This window comes from Pseudomonas sp. O39, from assembly GCF_045447295.1.
Taxonomy (GTDB): Bacteria; Pseudomonadota; Gammaproteobacteria; order Pseudomonadales; family Pseudomonadaceae; genus Aquipseudomonas; species Aquipseudomonas antarctica_A.
The window spans coordinates 36,295-51,397 of record NZ_JBJGXV010000017.1; the positions used below are offsets into that span (position 1 = coordinate 36,295).

The window sequence follows — 15,103 nt, forward strand, 5'->3', positions numbered from 1 at the left end:
AAACCTCTGACCGACGGGGCCAACCTTACTTGGGGTTGGCCTCGATGCGGTCAAAACCCTTCCAGCGATACAGCATCACCGAGAGGGCCCAACTGGCGATAAAGATCCCGTAGATGCCAAACAGTTTGGCACGCACATGGCTATTGGAATCACTGAAAACCTGGGCAAGACGGTGGATCATCAGGTACACCCTATGGGCAGTGGCGCGGTCGTTTCGAAGCGGTTAAGGCTTCAGGTTGAGATACTTAATCGATTCTGTCGGCGTCGATAATGAAATAGGCAGGTTGAGTGGAGAGAAAGATGGCAGGCATGAATGGGCAGTCTATCGAGGCGGTGATTCAGTTCTGGAAGCAGGCCGGGCCCAAGCGCTGGTTCGCCAAGGACGACGAATTTGACGCGGCCTTTCGCGACGGGTTTCACGCGACCCACATGCAGGCGGCACGGCGCGAGTTGGAAGGCTGGCTGGGTTCAGCCCATGGCGCGCTGGCGTTGCTGATCCTGCTGGATCAATACCCACGCAATGCGTTTCGCGGTACCGCGCATATGTTTGCCACCGACCCGCTGGCGCGTTTGTACGCACACCGCATGGTCGAGGTCGGGCTCGACCAGCTTGTCGAGCCCGAACTACGCGCGTTCTGTTATTTGCCGTTTGAGCATTCGGAAGACCCGGCGGATCAGCAGCGTTCGGTGGCGTTGAATCAGCACCTAGATGCCAGCACCCGCCACTGGGCCAATGAGCACGCGAACATCATCCAACGGTTCGGGCGTTTCCCCCATCGCAATGCGGTGCTGGCCAGGGTAACCACGCCACAGGAACAGGCATTTCTCCAGGCCGGCGGCTTCGCAGGCTAGGCTTCGGCCTGCGCCAGGGGTACCTTGGCGGGCGCTGGACGAAAGCGCCGCAGGCCCTTGAGGTCGACCGCCCAGCGCAACGCTTCGGTGGCCGAAGGACGCGGGCCGTGGCTGATTGCGTTGTCATCCTCGCCCAGCGTGCCGAGGTAGCCCTGGGCGCCGCCGCGCTCGCTCCAGTAATGGGTGTGGCTCAGCCAGGAGCGGGCGAGCCAGCCTTTCCATTTGCCCACGGTTACCGGCAGGTCCAGCACGCCTGCGCCCATCACTGGCTTGACCGGGCCGCCGACGACATCACCAAACAGGCCGAAGGGCGCCGGGAAGTAGAGATTGGTCCAGCGCGTCACGGCAAATACCGCTGCATGATGCAGGTACTGCGGGGTGAACGGTTTTTGGCCGAGCATCACTGGCTGGCGGGCGTTGTAGCCGTAGCCCTTGGTGTCCTCGGTGGGCGGGCAGGCCGGGGCTTCGCGGCGCTCAATGCGTTTTTTGAAGTCACTCACACTGCGGCCCAGCAGCAGGCTGGCATGCGCCATCGGGCTGCCGACGGTGACCAGGTCGGTGATGCGCCACGGGTTGCCCAGGCCGCGCTGCTCGATAAACGCTTCGGCCTGCTGCTCGCGAAAACTCAAAGTACGGCCCAGGCTGCCGTCGAGGGCCGCGCCGGCGTTGGGCAGCGCTTCCTTGATCACCGGTTGCAGTGCTGCGTGGTCGGCATAACGGCTGGCCAGCTCGCGGTTGCTGGGGATGACTTGGGTCAGTTGGTCGTGATGTTCATGCCACAGGTAGCCGACGATATCGTAGGCAATCACACTGCCCAAGCTGTGGCCGACGACGATGATGCGGTCATAGTCGCCCTTTTTGTGCAGGGCGCGCAGCAACTCCACGCCATCTGCGCGGATCTGTTCGCGCACCACTACGTTCTGCGGGTTGGGGCTGAGGTAGCGGGCCGCATCACCCAAATAGGACAGCGCGGAATAGCGCAACCCCAGGCCGATGGCGCCGACCAGCAGTGGAACCAGTGCGAAGGGGTTGTCGCTGTGATCGAACTGGCCCCAGGCCGTGGCCAGGGTGCCGGTAGCGACCAGCAGCAGGAGCACCATCACCGTCCAGCGGGTGGTGCGCCAGATCGGCACGATGGCGTCGGGAATGTCGCGGCGCGGGCGCTTGAAAATATCCCACAGCCAGCCCAGCAGATGGCCGACCTTGGTGCCTTGCATCTTGTGAGCCCAGTAATACTCGTAGAAATCCGTGCTAGTACGCCCCGACGACTTCAGAACACGCAGGTCGAAATTGCGCGAGAGCCGGTCCGGCTTGCTCCAGTAGAACGGAGTGCCGCCGGGTGTGTCCGTCGGGATCATGGCTTCCACGAAGCCGCGTAAAGTGTCCATCGGGCGCTGTTCGCCGATGCCGTGGATGACGACAACTGCTTGTTTCATAAGCTGATCATTCCTTGAAGAACTACGAAAGGCAGGGCCGATTTCGCAGAGTAGCTAATCGCTATGATCTTGCCATCATTGCTGCTATTCCCGTCAGGAATGCCCCCATAAAATCCCTGCATTGTCTTTATCGGCGCAGATCTCGTAGCGTGAGGGCTCACCCCAGGAGATTGCTCATGAGCCATGGCCCGCTGCGCCTTTACGTTGATTCAATGTTCACCAGCCCTTACGCGATGTCGGTGTTCGTCACCCTGCGGGAAAAGGGCCTGGCCTTCGAGACCGTCAGCCTTGATCTTGAAGCGGCGCACAACCAGACCGCGGAGTTTGCCCGGCTGTCGATGACCCAACGCGTACCGACGTTAGTGGAGGGAGACTTCGCGCTGTCGGAGTCTTCGGCGATCTGTGAGTACCTGGATCAGGCCTACCCTGAAACAGCGGTGTACCCGGCAGATCCAAGACAGCGGGCGAGGGCGCGACAGGTCCAGGCGTGGTTGCGCAGCGACCTGTTGCCGATTCGCCAGGAGCGCTCGACCTTGGTGGTGTTTTACGGGCAAAAGGCCCCGCCGTTGTCGCCCGTGGCGCAAGCGGCGGCGCGCAAGTTGATCGATGCGGCGCAGGCGCTGTTGGCGGGCAACCCGACGAACCTGTTCGGCGCGTGGTCCATTGCTGACGTGGACTTGGCCGTGATGCTCAATCGCTTGATCCTGGGCGGTGACAGCGTGCCTGACGAGCTGGTCGCCTACGCCCGGCACCAGTGGCAGCGGCCATCGGTGCAGGAATGGGTCAACCTGCAACGCCCGGCGCTGTAGCGGTTTCTTGCCATTCCTGGGTCACGCGCCGGTCCAGGTCTTCCCAATCCGCCATGCCCAGCACCCGCGTCGTGTTCAAGCCGCGCAGGTAACCGCGCAGTTGCTGGGCGCTGGCATAGCGCTTTTCGGCGTCCGCCGCTTCGTCCTGCAACACGTGTTCATAATCGACCAGGTAATCGGCGACCCGCTCGCGAAACTCCGGCAGTACGGCGTCGCGGATGCGGTCGAAGGTTTTCTGGTGGGGCTTCATGGCGTGGTCCTTATAGTTTTATAGCGGTCGGGGTAGGCGACACTATCGGTTCAAATGATAGTCACCATCAAGGATCGCAAGTTCTGTTTTTACGCGAAAAGCGGACAATCACGCCATCGAGACGCTGTTCAAGGAAATGCGCGATGAGGACGATGATCCAGTTGGGTTTAATCATGCTGATGCTCGGCACAACGCTGCTGGCCAACCCGGCCATTGCCGATGATGTGCATGCGGGCCATTTGCTGCCACTCGTCGGTAGCGTAGACTCCCTGCAGCACGCGCAATCGGTGGGTGTGTTGTACAGCGAAAACACCCGCGACAACCTCAACTACCTTGAACGCTACCACGCCATGGCCATGAACGGCGCCAAGGATGCCCTCGACGGGCGTATCCGCGAGGCGTTCGTCACCAGCTCCGACCCGGAATTGGCGATTGATTGGTTGATGAGCTCGCTGCAGGGCACTTTTCGTATCGTGACTGTCTATAGCAGCCTGGATGAGCTGGTGCAGGCTCACCCGGACGTGGTGGTGGTGCTCGATACCCATAACCAACTGCTGACCCAGCGCAACGACGTGGTCGAAGCGCGTTTTGTGGCGCGGTTTTATGATGCGAACCTGCAATACATCGCCAAGGCCGAAGGCTCGGTGCTCAAGCAGGTGCCGTCGGTGTGGGTGCTGGACAAGGCGGCGCCCGAGATAGCCGCGCAGATTGAACAGCAGCGTGATGTACAGCTTGACGCCTTGAAGCAGTTTGATGTGTCGCTCAAGGCCCTGGTTCGCGCAGGTTGACGCGTGGATTGATGTGAACCCTATTGGTTATTTTCAGGAATGTTTATGCGCTCTTTTTTCGTCCCGGCCCTGGCTTTTGCTTCCTTGTTGCTGACCGGTTGTATCACCGCTCCCAATGCTCCGACCTTGACGTTGCAAACCGATAAGACCCCTGAAGGCTATCTGCAGTGCGTCTTGCCCAAGCTTGAAAAATACGGCATCACTTCGACCGTGACCCAGAATTCGCGCCACGCCAAAGTCGTGTTGACCAGCAAGTTTGCGGCTGATGATGTGTTGGAAGCCTACAAGTCCCAAGAGGGCAGCAAGGTGTTCGTGTACGAGCGCAAGCCGCTGGCGTCGGCGCTCAAGCCGTCGCGGCTTGAGTTGGCGGCGCAGGACTGCAAGTAACGCCACACCCCACAGAACCCAGTGTGGGAGCGGGCAAGCCCGCTCCCACATTTTTTTGCGCTCGGCTTAAGGTTTTGCTTCGCTGCTGAAGCTGTCGACAACCTTGACCAGCCCTTGAGCCGCCAACGCCACCAACTCACCGCCTTTTTCCACCGTCGCCAGGGCCGGGTCCGAGCCCATGCGACCATCGGGGAAGCGTGCGCGGAAGTCCAGCGCTTCGCGAATCGGGCCGGTGTTGGCGATTTGCGGGGAATACTCGGCGGACTTGATCGATTCCGGGTAGGCCCACTGCGTCACCGCAATCTCCGACGGCGTGGCATGGCTGCCGTGGCCTACCGGGAATTGGCGGTGGGCCAGGTCATTGACGCCTTCCAGATCCCACCAGTTCACCAGTTTCAGCGCGAACCCGGCCGGGCGGCGGGCATAGCTGGCTTCGGCGTACAGCTCGGAAAAGGCGGCCTCGATGGTGGCGATGTTGCCGCCGTGGCCGTTCAGAAACAGGATCTTCTCGAAACCGTGCCCGGCCAGCGACCGAACCCAGTCGCCAATCGCGGCAATAAACGTGGACGGGCGCAGGGAAATGGTGCCGGGAAAGCCCAGGTGGTGCTGGGCCATGCCGATATTGAAGGTCGGGGCGATCAGGATGTCGGCATTCTGCTGCGCCTCATGGGCGATGATCTCCGGGCACATCCAGTCAGTGCCCAACAGGCCGGTGGGGCCGTGCTGCTCGTTGGAGCCGATGGGGATCACCACCGTGCGGCTGCGCTCCAGAAACTGGCCGATCTCGATCCAGGTGGATTTATGTAGAAGCATGCGACGCTCTCTTTTATCGGTGGGGACAGGCTAACCACCACGGATTGTACGACTACTCGCCACTTGTTGGGGCTTGCAGTTGAGGTAGGTCGACGACTTCAACCAGCGCTGGTCCGGGTACCAGGAGAACATGAACTGCCCATCCTTGAGTTTGTCTACCACCTGGCGCGCCACCTGCGGTCGCACGGCCGGGCAACCCTGGCTGCGGCCGATACGGCCTTCGCGCTTGCTCCACGCCGAGTTGACGTAGTCGGCGGCATGAATCACCAGCGCGCGGTCGCGGGCCTGGTCATTGAAACCCGGCTCCAGGCCGTCCATGCGCAACGAGTAACCGTGGGCGCCGAGGTAACTTTCCTGGGTGCGGAACAAGCCCAGGCTGGATTGGTGGCTGCCTTCGAGGTTAGAGAACTGGGTGGCGAAGTTTTCCCCGGATTTGGCGCCGTGAGCCACCAGATCGCGCAGTACCAGGGTTTTTTTGCGTAAATCGAAGATCCATAGCCGACGAGCGGTAGAGGGCTGGGAGTAGTCAATAACGGCCAGGCGATCCGAGCGTTCCTCGCCGTTATTGACTGCGCACTGCACCGCGCTCAAGGCGCTTTTCAGTACGGTGGGATTGAGTTCTGGAGCCGAGCGCGCCAGGCTGCTATACAAAGAAGGAGACGTGGGATTGGCGGCGAGCGCAACATTGCTCAGCGTAGCCAGGGTCACGGTGATTAAACCGAAGCGGCCTATAAAAGTCAGCATCTACAGTACATCCCCCCGCTGTGGGTTGGAGTTAAGTCAATTGTTCAAAAAACACGCATGTTACTTGAGCATTTGCCTGCTCGTTGCACCACTGGTCGCGACAGCTGATGAGCTGCCGGTGGACGCTGTGCCGCCCGTTTCAATCAGCCCGATGCAACAGGCCCTCGCGCAGTTACCCAGCGTGTGCCCAGGCCTTGCCCCACAAATAGACGCAGCGGCCCAATTGCGCCTGCAAGCGTTTTACCAGCAGCAGGGTGATGGGCCGCTGTGGTCAGCCGATGATCGCCGCCAAGCCTTGCAAGCCCAATTGCGGATGCTGGCTGACGATGGCCTGGACCCCACCCACTATAGCCTGCCCGCAACAGACGCCACGGCCAACGTGCTGTGCAGCGACATCGGCACCAGCCAGCAATACCTGCAAGCCCTGCAGGACTTGCACTACGGGCGTTTGCAGCAGTCGCGATTCGAGCCACTGTGGCATTCCCAACCACCGCTCCATGACCCCAATGCCGAAGTGCTGGCCTTCGCCGCGACTGGCCTGCACGACCTGGCCCAGGCGTTTGACCAGGCGCGCCCCAGCGCCGATCTCTACCGCAGTTTGCGCAGTACGTATGCCACCGTGCGCCTGCAACCTTTGCCCCATTGGGACCCGGTCGCCGGCGGCCCGTTGCTGCGTCCCGGCATGGAAGACCCGCGTGTGCCCGAACTGGCGCGGCGTCTTTACAACGGTGGGTACCTGGCCAAAGTGCCAGCCGGCAACGGCACGCAATACCGTGACGAGCTGGTCAAGGCGGTCAAGGCCTTCCAGCTCAGCCACTCGTTGCAGGCAGACGGTGTGATTGGTGCCGGCACCGTGGCCGAGCTCAACATCAGCCCGGCGATGCGCCGCGACCAGCTGCGGATCAACCTCGAACGTTTCCGTTGGCTGGCCCAGGACCTGGAGCCCGAAGGGGTGGTGGTCAACGTCGCGGCCGCACAACTGAGCGTTTATCAGAGCGGTATCCCGGTGTGGCAAACCCGCTTGCAGGTCGGGCGGGCCGAGCGTCAGACGCCGTTGCTCAAGTCACGGATTACCCGGCTGACGCTCAACCCCACCTGGACCATCCCGCCTACCATCATGCGTGAGGACAAGCTCCCGGCCATCCGCCTCAACCCCGAATACCTGCGCCAACAAAACCTGCAAGTGCTCGATGCCCAAGGTCACCCACTCACGGCCGACCAGGTGGATTGGTCGCGCCCCGGTAATATTCTCCTGCGCCAGGAAGCCGGCCCGCGCAACCCGTTGGGCAAGATCGTGATGCGCTTTCCCAACCCGTACTCGGTCTACCTGCATGACACGCCGAGCCAGCCATTGTTCACCAAAGGCCCGCGCGCGTTCAGTTCGGGGTGTGTGCGGGTTGAGCAGCCCATGCTGCTGCGCGACTTACTGGTAACCCCGGCCGAACGCACGCGCACCGATGAGTTGCTGGCCACCGGCGTGACCCATGAATTCCGGCTGGCCACGCCCGTGCCGGTGCTGTTGGGGTACTGGACAGTGGAGGTCGACCGCCAGGGCGGGCTGCTGTATGCGCCGGATATTTATGGGCGTGACCCGGTGTTGATGAAGGCAATGGGGGCATTGCTCTAAGCGATATGTGCCAAGACCCGAGTGACAGCCTGATCAGCTGTCATCAGCGCGGTGTCGAGCGTCAACGGCTGTTCTTCCCAGGCCTCGTACTCATGCACTGACACGGATTGCCAAGTGGGAGGTACCAGCCCGGGAATATCCCCAGCGCGGCTTTCCACCCGGCGTTGGTGTTCGTGTTGATCAGAACACACCACCTGGATATTCACCCACTCAACATCGGCTGCCGCCGCCACGGCTTTCCACGCATCCCGGCTTTCCTTGACCGGGTTCACGCCGTCCGCAATCACCGTCTGCCCCAAGCGCAAATTGCTCAGCGCCAGCGCATTCGCCACGCTGTAGCCGCTGGCGCCGACATCGCCGGCCAGAACCGCCGACTCCCGCAGCGCCTGCTCGATCACATCGATGCGCAGGTACACCGCGCGGGTGCGCCGCGCCAGTTCACGGGCAATCGTGGTTTTACCGGTGCCAGGCAGGCCGCTGAATACAATAAGCATGGTCAATCCTTTGAAGAGAGAACCCGGCCAGTCTAGCCGCGCTTACTGCAAATAGCAGGCGCTGATCCAGTCTGCCGGGTGCGCTGCCAATTGCGTCGCCGTGGGCAGGTAGCGCTTGTCCAGTTGCGCGGCCAGCCAGAACAGCGTCGCGCTGCTTTTGGGTTCCCAGGTGCCGCTGTAACCGGCTTCGCCCACGGCGGCGCGGTCTTTGTCGAACTGCACGTGGGTGTGCACGAACTCCTGATGGCTGCGTTGACCATTGGCATAGGGCACCAGCCAGTCCAACGCGGCGCCCAGGGACGCACCATTGGCCTTGAGGTTCAGCCAGTCGCCACCGTAGGGCTTGGCCGCCAGCGCGGCTTGCACCAGGGGCTCAAGGTCGTAGACCACGTAATGCAGGGCGTCACGGTCCTGGAAGTCAGTGACCGAACCGTCGGGCAGGATGTTGTCGGCGACCTGCTGTTTAAATAATTGATGGGCTTGCTCGAGCATGGCCTGGTCGCCGAGGGCGGCGGCGGCCACGGTGACCAACTTGACGCGATGGCTCTGCCAGTTATTGGTCTGGGTACCTTTTTTCTGCCCATGGAATTGCTGGATATGCGCGATATAGCCGTTGCCCAGCGTGCTGATCAAGCGGCGGCTGGCCGCGCGGGTTTCCAGGCGCAAGTGATCGGCAGTCAGCGCATAGGCATTGATCAGCATATCGAGGTTGGTTTCGTCGATGGGGTTGAAGTCCGGCTGATACACGTCGGCCCATGCGGCGAGGTAGTCGTCGACTTGCTTGAGGTAACGCGGGTCGCCGCTCAACCGCCAGGCCAGCGCCGCCTGGCGCATCACCGGCCAGTCTTTCTCGGCGGCGATGCTTTGCGCGCGGATGCCCTGGTTTGGCAGCGTGCCTTCGGTGTGTAAATGGGGCAACGGCGCGGGCGGGTCGGCCAGGTGCCGTTGGGCGGCGGCCAGCAGCGCTTTGGCCGTCGAGTTCGAAGCGGCCGGCTGGCACAGGTTCGGTGTTTGCGCAGCCGCCATGGCCGCGTGGGAAAGCACGGCCAGCAGTGCGGTTAAGGCGACGGTGGTGGTTTTCATGGCGGGCTCTGCCGGACGGGATCGCGCCCACGCTAGCATGCAGCCGAATCGGGGTTGATGAAACTCCCGTATGCTTGCCTGCCAACCCTGCTCGAATCCAGGACAGCCCATGACCTTGCCCTTCGTGAAGATGCATGCCCATGGCGACGATTTCATCATCATCGACCGCCGCGGTCAGGACGACCCGATTACCGCGCAGGTCGCCCGTCGCCTGGGTGACCGCCATACCGGCATCGGTTTCAACCAACTGGCTGTGGTACTCGACTGCACCGACGCCGCCGCGCGTATCAAGTTCTGGAACCCCAATGGCACACCGCTGCAAACCTGCGGCAGCGCCACCCGGGGCGTGGCCGACCGCTTGATGCATGAAACCGGCTGTCAGTCGGTGGTATTGCGCACCGACCGGGGCTTGTTGACCTGTGTGCGGGCGGCGGGGCAGCAGGTGTCAGTGAATATGGGCGCCCCTTCACTGGACTGGGCGGCAGTGCCGCTGGCCGAGGCAATGGACACCTGCACCTTGCCCATCGACGGCGCGCCTGCGGCGTGCAGCATGGGCAACCCGCACTGCACGTATTTCGTGGATGACCTCACCGCCTTTGATGTGGCGGCCCAGGGCGCGGCGATGGAAACTCATCCGTTGTCCCCGGCCAAGACCAATGTGCATTTCGTGCAGGTGCTGGACCGCTGGCATATCCGCCTGCGCATCTGGGAGCGTGGCGGTGGCGTGCCGTTGGGCTCCGGTTCGTGCTGCTGCGGGGCGGTGGTCAATGGGATCCGGCGCGGGTTGCTCGATGATACGGTGCACGTGCAGTGCGACGGCGGGGCGGTCACCGTGCAGTGGGACGGGCAGGGCGGCGTGATCCTGACCGGCAGCGTGGAGCCGATCATGCAGGGCGCGGCCTACGTGCTCTAGAACGTCACGGTAAAGGTTGTACCGGTGTTCTCGCAGGAACTCACTGCCACATCGCCACCGTGCGCCTTGGCCAGTTCGCGCACGATATACAGGCCCAAGCCCACGCTGCGCACCTCGCTGCCCTGGTCGGTGCCACGGGTCATGGGCTCGAACAGCCCGGCCAGCAGGGTTTCAGGAATCACCGCACCGTAGTTGTGCACCGCCACTTCGCAGCCCTTGTCGGCCAGGCGCGAGGTGATAGTGATCGGCAGGAGTAAGTCGCCATACGCCACGCTGTTGGCGACCAGGTTGCCGATGACCTGCTGCACACGGTCGGCATCCAGGCACGCAACTCCCGTGCCTTCGGTGTGGTGCTTCAATGTGGCATTGGGGAAAGCCATGCGCAGTTCATCGACGGCGTGTTGAATCACCGCGTGCAGGTCCAACGAGGTGGTCTTGATGCTGATGCCGTGGCCGACCCTGGCCTGGGTGAAGTCAAGCAAGTCGGCGATCATCCGCTGGGCGCGCTCGGACGACTGGGCGATATGGCCCAGCAACTGGCGTTCCTTGGACGTGCGCTCGCTACGGCTGAGAAAGTCGGACGCCATACGGATGGCCGTGAGGGGGTTCTTCAAGTCGTGGCTGACAATCGCCATCATCTGCTCGGCAAACAAGGCACGGCGCTGGGCGACTGCATAGGCTTCGCTCAGCTCGGCCTGGGCCTGCTGCAGCGCCATTTCGGCAGTGGTTCTTTGTTGCAGCAAGGCTTCGGCGAGCTTGCGCGCATTGAGCAGCTCGCGTTCGTACTTGTCGCGGTCGGTGGTGCCGAACAACGCCAGGTCATGCACCACGGCATCTGCCTGATCGCGCTTGCTGGCGTTAAGCAGGACGGTCACCTTGTGCCCATCGCGGTGCAGCATGTCGAGCTTTACCTCGCTGACACTGCCATGCATGCGCAACATCGGCGCCAGGTGGGTCTGGTGGAAAATCCGCCCGCCCATGGTCAGCAGGTCCTGGAAACGCCGCCCATGCAACTCGGCGTTGCTCAAACCCAGCCATTCCCCGAGTCGTGCGTTGGCACGCAGGATCGTGCCGTCCTCAGCGGTGACGGCCAGGGCACAGGCGGCGCTGTCGAACAAATCAGCCGGCATGGGCCACCCACGGCCCCAGGAAATTTTCCATTGCCGCCGCGCAGGCCTGCGGCGCGCTCATGTGCGGGCAATGGCCGACGTTGTCTACCAGGCAAAAGGTGCTGTTGGGGAGCACGCCGTGCAGGTACTCACCCACGACTACCGGGGCGATCAGATCGTCGCTCGATTGCAGGATCAATACGGGCGTGGTCAGGCCGGCCACGTCCTGACGGTTATCGGACATGAAGGTCACTCGCGCAAATTGCTTGGCGATATCGGGTTCGGTGCGGCAGAAACTGTCGCTGAGTTCGGCGCTCAACCCTGGTTGCCCCGGGGCGCCCATGATCACCGGGGCCATGGCGCTGGACCAGCCGAGGTAGTTGCTGTCGAGGGTGTCGAGCAGGTCGTCGATATCACTGCGCTTGAAACCACCGACATAATCCACGTCATCAATGTAGCGTGGCGAAGGGCCGATCATCACATGGGCGGCGATACGGCCGGGCGCGAGGCGGTCGGCGAGGGTGCCAATCATGGCACTGACCGAATGGCTGACCAGAATCACCGGGCCGCTGGCGAAGGCGTCGATAATCTCGTTCAAGTCGTGGGCGTAGCCATCCAGCGCACTGTATTTGGCCTTGTCGAACGCACTGACATCCGACAACCCGGCGCCGACGAGGTCATAAAGCACCACGCGAAAGCGGTCGATGAATGGCGGCGCGAGGTAATTCCACATCGCCTGATTGCAGCCGAAACCATGGGAGAACACCAGGGTCGCCGACCCGCTGCCCATCACACTGACGTTGTTGCGATGTTTGAGGTTCATGGCGTTCTCATAGATGGCATTTTGCTATGTTGGCGTAATGAGCAGTTTAAATAGTCACAGGCGCGGGGTCACGCGTTATAGCGCCGATAAGGTAAAGTCAGTGCTTTCAGGAAGAAATTTTAGGTAACAAAGTATGAGGCTGTTTTTGCGGCAATCTGTTTTGAGTCTGCTGGCCTTACTAGTTGTTGGCCTGTTCAACACGGCCCTGGCCGACACCTCGCCAATCAGGGTGACCCTCGACCAGCGGGTGATCGACCTTACCAATACGCTGGACACCGGCACCACCGATCGCCTGAAATCTCAGCTCGCTGCCCTGGAGCAACGCAAAGGTGCGCAAGTTGCCGTGCTGCTGGTGCCCACCACCGGCGGCGCGAGCATCGAAGACTTCGCCAACCAACTGTTCCGCGCCTGGAAACTGGGGCGCAAGGACGTCAATGACGGCATCCTGCTGGTGGTCGCCAAGAGTGACCACAAAGTGCGCATCGAAGTGGGCTACGGCCTGGAAGGCACCGTCACTGACCTGCTGGCGCACCGCATTATCGAAGAACACATTACCCCGGCGTTTCGCCAGGGCGACTACGTGGGCGGGATTCAACAGGCGGTCAACGATCTGACGGTGCTGGTAGACGGAGGCGACCTGCCCAACGTGGCCGAGCCGGGGATTAATCATCAAGCGATCGCGGTGTTGCTGGCGTTCATCGCCGGTGCCGTTGGCGGTGTGCTGATCGCTGCCGGCAAACTGCACTGGCGCCTGGCGTTGATTGCCACGCTGGTGGTGACGGTGCTACTGGCGATTTATGGTGGCGGCCGGGACTGGCCGATCTACCTGTTGGTCTTGCCGCTGACCCTGCTGATTGGTGGTGCGACCTTCGGTGCGCTGTGGATGGCGCGCGCGGTGTTTTACAGCGTTATCGGGCTGCTGGCTTACATCGTCGGGGTATTGGTGGCGGATCGGTTTATGGACGTCAGCTTGATCCATTGGCTGGTATGGCCATTAGGCGGCGCTTTGATTCTGGGTCTGTACGCGGGGCTGTTTTTCGTCATCAAGGCGTCCTGGAAAAACAGCCCGCGCTTCTTTCTCGTACGTGCCTTGGTGGTCGTGGCGATTTATGTGATGGCCGGTTGGCTATTGGGGCGCGGTTACCAGGGCTGGATAGTCGCGATACCGGTGGCCTCTTTCGCAGCGTTTATTCTCTTTGTGCAGAGCATTGCAAGTTCAGGCTCAAGCTCAAGCTCAGGCGGCGGCAGCGGTTCGAGCGACAGCAGCTCAAGTTCCAGTAGCTCAAGTTCCGACAGCAGCTCATCCGGTGGCGGCGGTTCCAGTGGCGGCGGTGGGGCGTCGGGCAGTTGGTAACGCGGCTAGCGTGGCTTGTAGCCCACCCATCCGTTGAAACTGAAGCCTGCGTAGAACAGTTCCACGTCTTCGAACCCGGCGTCCTGCATCAGGGCTGCATTCTGCTCGGGTGACCGCACCGGCAGTTGCGCACAGATCGCCGTAATCGCCGTTCGGCATCCGCCGCCGGCACCCGGTTCTGCGTCGGCAAACCGTTTCAACTCCAAGCCGCCCCCAGCGCCCAGCACTAGCACATTGCCTGTGGCGGGAACCTGTTCGCGCAGCAGCAGGGTGGTCATGCGTTGCATGCCATCGAAACCCGGCACCAGGCGCACAGGCCCCTCGGCGTAGCGAGCGACGGCATCGGGGTCGGAAAAAAGCTCAAGCAGGGCTCCTGCGGGTTGGGCGGGGGATAAGCCCTACTGTGGCAATTTGGCAGTGGCAATTGCAGTCACTTGTATTCATGGTAAAACGTCGATCTTCAGGACCCCACAGCACGGAGGCTCAATGGCTGCTGCCAACCCCCCAGAAATCACGCTTCGCAATGCCATTCCCGAGGACGCCTTATGCATTGGCGTGCTGGGTATGCAGGTCTTTCTGGATACCTACGCGACACAGGGAATTCGCAGCTCGATTGCCAATGAAGCGCTGCAGGCCTTTGCGCCGCAGACCATCGCCCAACTGATGGCGCAGCCAGACATCTCGCTGGTGGTGGCTGAGTCGAACGGCCATCTCGTTGGCTTTGCCCAGGTTAAACTCACCGCCAGCCATTCGATGATCAAGGCGTCTGACGTTGCCGAACTGCAACGCCTGTATATCCAGGAGCGATTTACCGGCCTGGGTATTGGCTATCAGTTGCTGCAAGCGGCAGAGCACCGCGCCAAGCTTGGCGGCGCGTCGTTATTGTGGGCGACCGTGTGGGTGGGCAATGAGCGCGCGTTGGGTTTTTACCCTCGGCGCGGTTATGAGGTGCTGGGTTCACCGACGTATACCTTTCAGGGGGAAACCCATGGGAATCGCCTGTTTGGTAAAGCCCTGATGCCCAACGCTTGAGGGCTCACGGCAGGATGATGTAGTCGTTCTGCTGGATGATCGGCTGGTGCGAGCCTTGCACCAGGTGAACATAGCGACCGTCCACCAGATCAATGGGCAGGCAGTCGTCAATATCCATCACGCCATCGGTGTGGGCCTGGGACCAGTGCTGCAACATCTGCCGCTGCCCCTTGCGCTTGGCTTCCTGCTTGTCACGGGCGACCACCAGCAGGTAATGATGGGCCTCGCCAAAAGCGTGGGTTTCATAGCCGCCGAGGTTGATGAAGTACAGGTGATGCGCACCGGCAGGTGGCGCCATCTGGCTGAGTTCGACTTTCCAGCCGTCGACGCCATCGACGGCCATCCACGCATCGATGTGCACACCCTTCGGGCTGCCGAACCAGCCGTCGCGTAATTGTGCGTAGGTGTGTTGCAGTGTATCCGCGACTGCGAATACCACATCGTGAACTTCGATTTTAGCCCGTGGGTGCTTGCCCCCGAGCATGACGACAAACAGCATTGCAGGTCCGTCCTGGCGACTTGGAAAAGGCTAACCATACTTCGATTGAACCCTTTTGTCCGGTCAGTGCCACACTGTTAATCCGCGAAC

The 15,103-nt window shown here is 61.7% G+C and carries 19 protein-coding genes; 8 read left to right on the forward strand and 11 right to left on the reverse strand.

The window, feature by feature from the left end:
* Positions 1–25: 25 nt before the first annotated feature.
* A complete protein-coding gene (locus ACI77D_RS20270) occupies positions 26–181 on the reverse strand; it encodes a hypothetical protein (protein WP_407017343.1) in 156 nt (51 codons plus the stop codon).
* Positions 182–309: 128 nt separating this feature from the next.
* Between ACI77D_RS20270 and ACI77D_RS20275 the strand changes: the two genes are divergently transcribed.
* Positions 310–852: a DUF924 family protein gene (locus tag ACI77D_RS20275; protein ID WP_407017344.1), complete on the forward strand. Its 543-nt coding sequence runs from the start codon at positions 310–312 to the stop codon at positions 850–852.
* Here the strand turns inward: ACI77D_RS20275 and ACI77D_RS20280 are convergent.
* Positions 849–2,288, reverse strand: a complete 1,440-nt coding sequence (locus ACI77D_RS20280; protein WP_064452091.1) for a hypothetical protein — start codon at positions 2,286–2,288, stop codon at positions 849–851. The two genes, ACI77D_RS20275 and ACI77D_RS20280, sit on opposite strands and share 4 nt — an antisense overlap.
* A gap of 176 nt (positions 2,289–2,464) precedes the next feature.
* On the opposite strand from ACI77D_RS20280, the gene yfcF reads away from it, so the two are divergent.
* Entirely contained in the window at positions 2,465–3,097 is a 633-nt protein-coding gene (gene yfcF, locus ACI77D_RS20285; RefSeq protein ID WP_407017345.1) for a glutathione transferase, read from the forward strand.
* Here the strand turns inward: yfcF and ACI77D_RS20290 are convergent.
* Positions 3,072–3,347 (reverse strand): hypothetical protein, encoded by a 276-nt coding sequence (locus ACI77D_RS20290; RefSeq protein WP_064452093.1) that lies wholly within the window; start codon positions 3,345–3,347, stop codon positions 3,072–3,074. The genes yfcF and ACI77D_RS20290 overlap by 26 nt on opposite strands.
* 143 nt (positions 3,348–3,490) lie before the next feature.
* Between ACI77D_RS20290 and ACI77D_RS20295 the strand changes: the two genes are divergently transcribed.
* Positions 3,491–4,135 (forward strand): ATPase, encoded by a 645-nt coding sequence (locus tag ACI77D_RS20295; protein WP_221294548.1) that lies wholly within the window; start codon positions 3,491–3,493, stop codon positions 4,133–4,135.
* Positions 4,136–4,180: 45 nt separating this feature from the next.
* Positions 4,181–4,522 (forward strand): hypothetical protein, encoded by a 342-nt coding sequence (locus ACI77D_RS20300; RefSeq protein ID WP_128590602.1) that lies wholly within the window; start codon positions 4,181–4,183, stop codon positions 4,520–4,522.
* Positions 4,523–4,588: 66 nt separating this feature from the next.
* On the opposite strand, the gene ACI77D_RS20305 is transcribed toward ACI77D_RS20300, so the two are convergent.
* On the reverse strand, positions 4,589–5,335 hold the full coding sequence (locus ACI77D_RS20305) for a creatininase family protein (RefSeq protein ID WP_064452096.1): 747 nt from the start codon (positions 5,333–5,335) through the stop codon (positions 4,589–4,591).
* Between the two features lie 30 nt (positions 5,336–5,365).
* Positions 5,366–6,079, reverse strand: coding sequence for a murein L,D-transpeptidase catalytic domain family protein (locus tag ACI77D_RS20310; RefSeq protein ID WP_064452097.1), 714 nt, complete (start codon positions 6,077–6,079; stop codon positions 5,366–5,368).
* A gap of 40 nt (positions 6,080–6,119) precedes the next feature.
* On the opposite strand from ACI77D_RS20310, the gene ACI77D_RS20315 reads away from it, so the two are divergent.
* Entirely contained in the window at positions 6,120–7,706 is a 1,587-nt protein-coding gene (locus tag ACI77D_RS20315) for a murein L,D-transpeptidase (RefSeq protein ID WP_407017346.1), read from the forward strand.
* Here the strand turns inward: ACI77D_RS20315 and ACI77D_RS20320 are convergent.
* Both ACI77D_RS20320 and ACI77D_RS20325 read right to left on the reverse strand, forming a co-directional pair.
* The gene (locus tag ACI77D_RS20320; protein ID WP_407017347.1) at positions 7,703–8,200 is read right to left on the reverse strand and encodes an AAA family ATPase; all 498 of its coding nucleotides are present in this window, start codon (positions 8,198–8,200) and stop codon (positions 7,703–7,705) included. The genes ACI77D_RS20315 and ACI77D_RS20320 overlap by 4 nt on opposite strands.
* 42 nt (positions 8,201–8,242) lie before the next feature.
* A complete protein-coding gene (locus ACI77D_RS20325) occupies positions 8,243–9,283 on the reverse strand; it encodes an alginate lyase family protein (protein WP_259762629.1) in 1,041 nt (346 codons plus the stop codon).
* 109 nt (positions 9,284–9,392) lie between these two features.
* Between ACI77D_RS20325 and dapF the strand changes: the two genes are divergently transcribed.
* The gene (gene dapF, locus ACI77D_RS20330) at positions 9,393–10,196 is read left to right on the forward strand and encodes a diaminopimelate epimerase (protein ID WP_407017348.1); all 804 of its coding nucleotides are present in this window, start codon (positions 9,393–9,395) and stop codon (positions 10,194–10,196) included.
* On the opposite strand, the gene ACI77D_RS20335 is transcribed toward dapF, so the two are convergent.
* Positions 10,193–11,326, reverse strand: a complete 1,134-nt coding sequence (locus ACI77D_RS20335) for an ATP-binding protein (protein ID WP_407017349.1) — start codon at positions 11,324–11,326, stop codon at positions 10,193–10,195. The two genes, dapF and ACI77D_RS20335, sit on opposite strands and share 4 nt — an antisense overlap.
* Complete coding sequence (locus tag ACI77D_RS20340) at positions 11,316–12,128, reverse strand: alpha/beta fold hydrolase (protein WP_262667708.1); 813 nt, start codon at positions 12,126–12,128, stop codon at positions 11,316–11,318. Before ACI77D_RS20340 ends, ACI77D_RS20335 begins: the two co-directional genes overlap by 11 nt.
* A gap of 133 nt (positions 12,129–12,261) precedes the next feature.
* Between ACI77D_RS20340 and ACI77D_RS20345 the strand changes: the two genes are divergently transcribed.
* The gene (locus ACI77D_RS20345; RefSeq protein WP_407017350.1) at positions 12,262–13,482 is read left to right on the forward strand and encodes a TPM domain-containing protein; all 1,221 of its coding nucleotides are present in this window, start codon (positions 12,262–12,264) and stop codon (positions 13,480–13,482) included.
* A 5-nt stretch (positions 13,483–13,487) separates the two neighbouring features.
* Here the strand turns inward: ACI77D_RS20345 and ACI77D_RS20350 are convergent, their stop codons facing one another.
* Complete coding sequence (locus ACI77D_RS20350) at positions 13,488–13,796, reverse strand: hypothetical protein (RefSeq protein ID WP_407017351.1); 309 nt, start codon at positions 13,794–13,796, stop codon at positions 13,488–13,490.
* A gap of 172 nt (positions 13,797–13,968) precedes the next feature.
* Between ACI77D_RS20350 and ACI77D_RS20355 the strand changes: the two genes are divergently transcribed.
* Positions 13,969–14,514, forward strand: coding sequence for a GNAT family N-acetyltransferase (locus ACI77D_RS20355; RefSeq protein ID WP_262667711.1), 546 nt, complete (start codon positions 13,969–13,971; stop codon positions 14,512–14,514).
* Between the two features lie 4 nt (positions 14,515–14,518).
* Here the strand turns inward: ACI77D_RS20355 and ACI77D_RS20360 are convergent, their stop codons facing one another.
* Positions 14,519–15,013, reverse strand: coding sequence for a DUF1543 domain-containing protein (locus tag ACI77D_RS20360; RefSeq protein WP_407017352.1), 495 nt, complete (start codon positions 15,011–15,013; stop codon positions 14,519–14,521).
* Positions 15,014–15,103 lie beyond the last annotated feature (90 nt).

What these genes read in the sequence shown, in the direction of transcription:
- ACI77D_RS20270 (WP_407017343.1), bottom strand. Translation starts at nt 181, where the DNA reads ATGATCCACCGTCTTGCCCAGGTTTTCAGTGATTCCAATAGCCATGTG.
- ACI77D_RS20275 (WP_407017344.1), top strand. Translation starts at nt 310, where the DNA reads ATGAATGGGCAGTCTATCGAGGCGGTGATTCAGTTCTGGAAGCAGGCC.
- ACI77D_RS20280 (WP_064452091.1), bottom strand. Translation starts at nt 2,288, where the DNA reads ATGAAACAAGCAGTTGTCGTCATCCACGGCATCGGCGAACAGCGCCCG.
- yfcF (WP_407017345.1), top strand. Translation starts at nt 2,465, where the DNA reads ATGAGCCATGGCCCGCTGCGCCTTTACGTTGATTCAATGTTCACCAGC.
- ACI77D_RS20290 (WP_064452093.1), bottom strand. Translation starts at nt 3,347, where the DNA reads ATGAAGCCCCACCAGAAAACCTTCGACCGCATCCGCGACGCCGTACTG.
- ACI77D_RS20295 (WP_221294548.1), top strand. Translation starts at nt 3,491, where the DNA reads ATGAGGACGATGATCCAGTTGGGTTTAATCATGCTGATGCTCGGCACA.
- ACI77D_RS20300 (WP_128590602.1), top strand. Translation starts at nt 4,181, where the DNA reads ATGCGCTCTTTTTTCGTCCCGGCCCTGGCTTTTGCTTCCTTGTTGCTG.
- ACI77D_RS20305 (WP_064452096.1), bottom strand. Translation starts at nt 5,335, where the DNA reads ATGCTTCTACATAAATCCACCTGGATCGAGATCGGCCAGTTTCTGGAG.
- ACI77D_RS20310 (WP_064452097.1), bottom strand. Translation starts at nt 6,079, where the DNA reads ATGCTGACTTTTATAGGCCGCTTCGGTTTAATCACCGTGACCCTGGCT.
- ACI77D_RS20320 (WP_407017347.1), bottom strand. Translation starts at nt 8,200, where the DNA reads ATGCTTATTGTATTCAGCGGCCTGCCTGGCACCGGTAAAACCACGATT.
- ACI77D_RS20325 (WP_259762629.1), bottom strand. Translation starts at nt 9,283, where the DNA reads ATGAAAACCACCACCGTCGCCTTAACCGCACTGCTGGCCGTGCTTTCC.
- dapF (WP_407017348.1), top strand. Translation starts at nt 9,393, where the DNA reads ATGACCTTGCCCTTCGTGAAGATGCATGCCCATGGCGACGATTTCATC.
- ACI77D_RS20335 (WP_407017349.1), bottom strand. Translation starts at nt 11,326, where the DNA reads ATGCCGGCTGATTTGTTCGACAGCGCCGCCTGTGCCCTGGCCGTCACC.
- ACI77D_RS20340 (WP_262667708.1), bottom strand. Translation starts at nt 12,128, where the DNA reads ATGAACCTCAAACATCGCAACAACGTCAGTGTGATGGGCAGCGGGTCG.
- ACI77D_RS20345 (WP_407017350.1), top strand. Translation starts at nt 12,262, where the DNA reads ATGAGGCTGTTTTTGCGGCAATCTGTTTTGAGTCTGCTGGCCTTACTA.
- ACI77D_RS20355 (WP_262667711.1), top strand. Translation starts at nt 13,969, where the DNA reads ATGGCTGCTGCCAACCCCCCAGAAATCACGCTTCGCAATGCCATTCCC.
- ACI77D_RS20360 (WP_407017352.1), bottom strand. Translation starts at nt 15,013, where the DNA reads ATGCTGTTTGTCGTCATGCTCGGGGGCAAGCACCCACGGGCTAAAATC.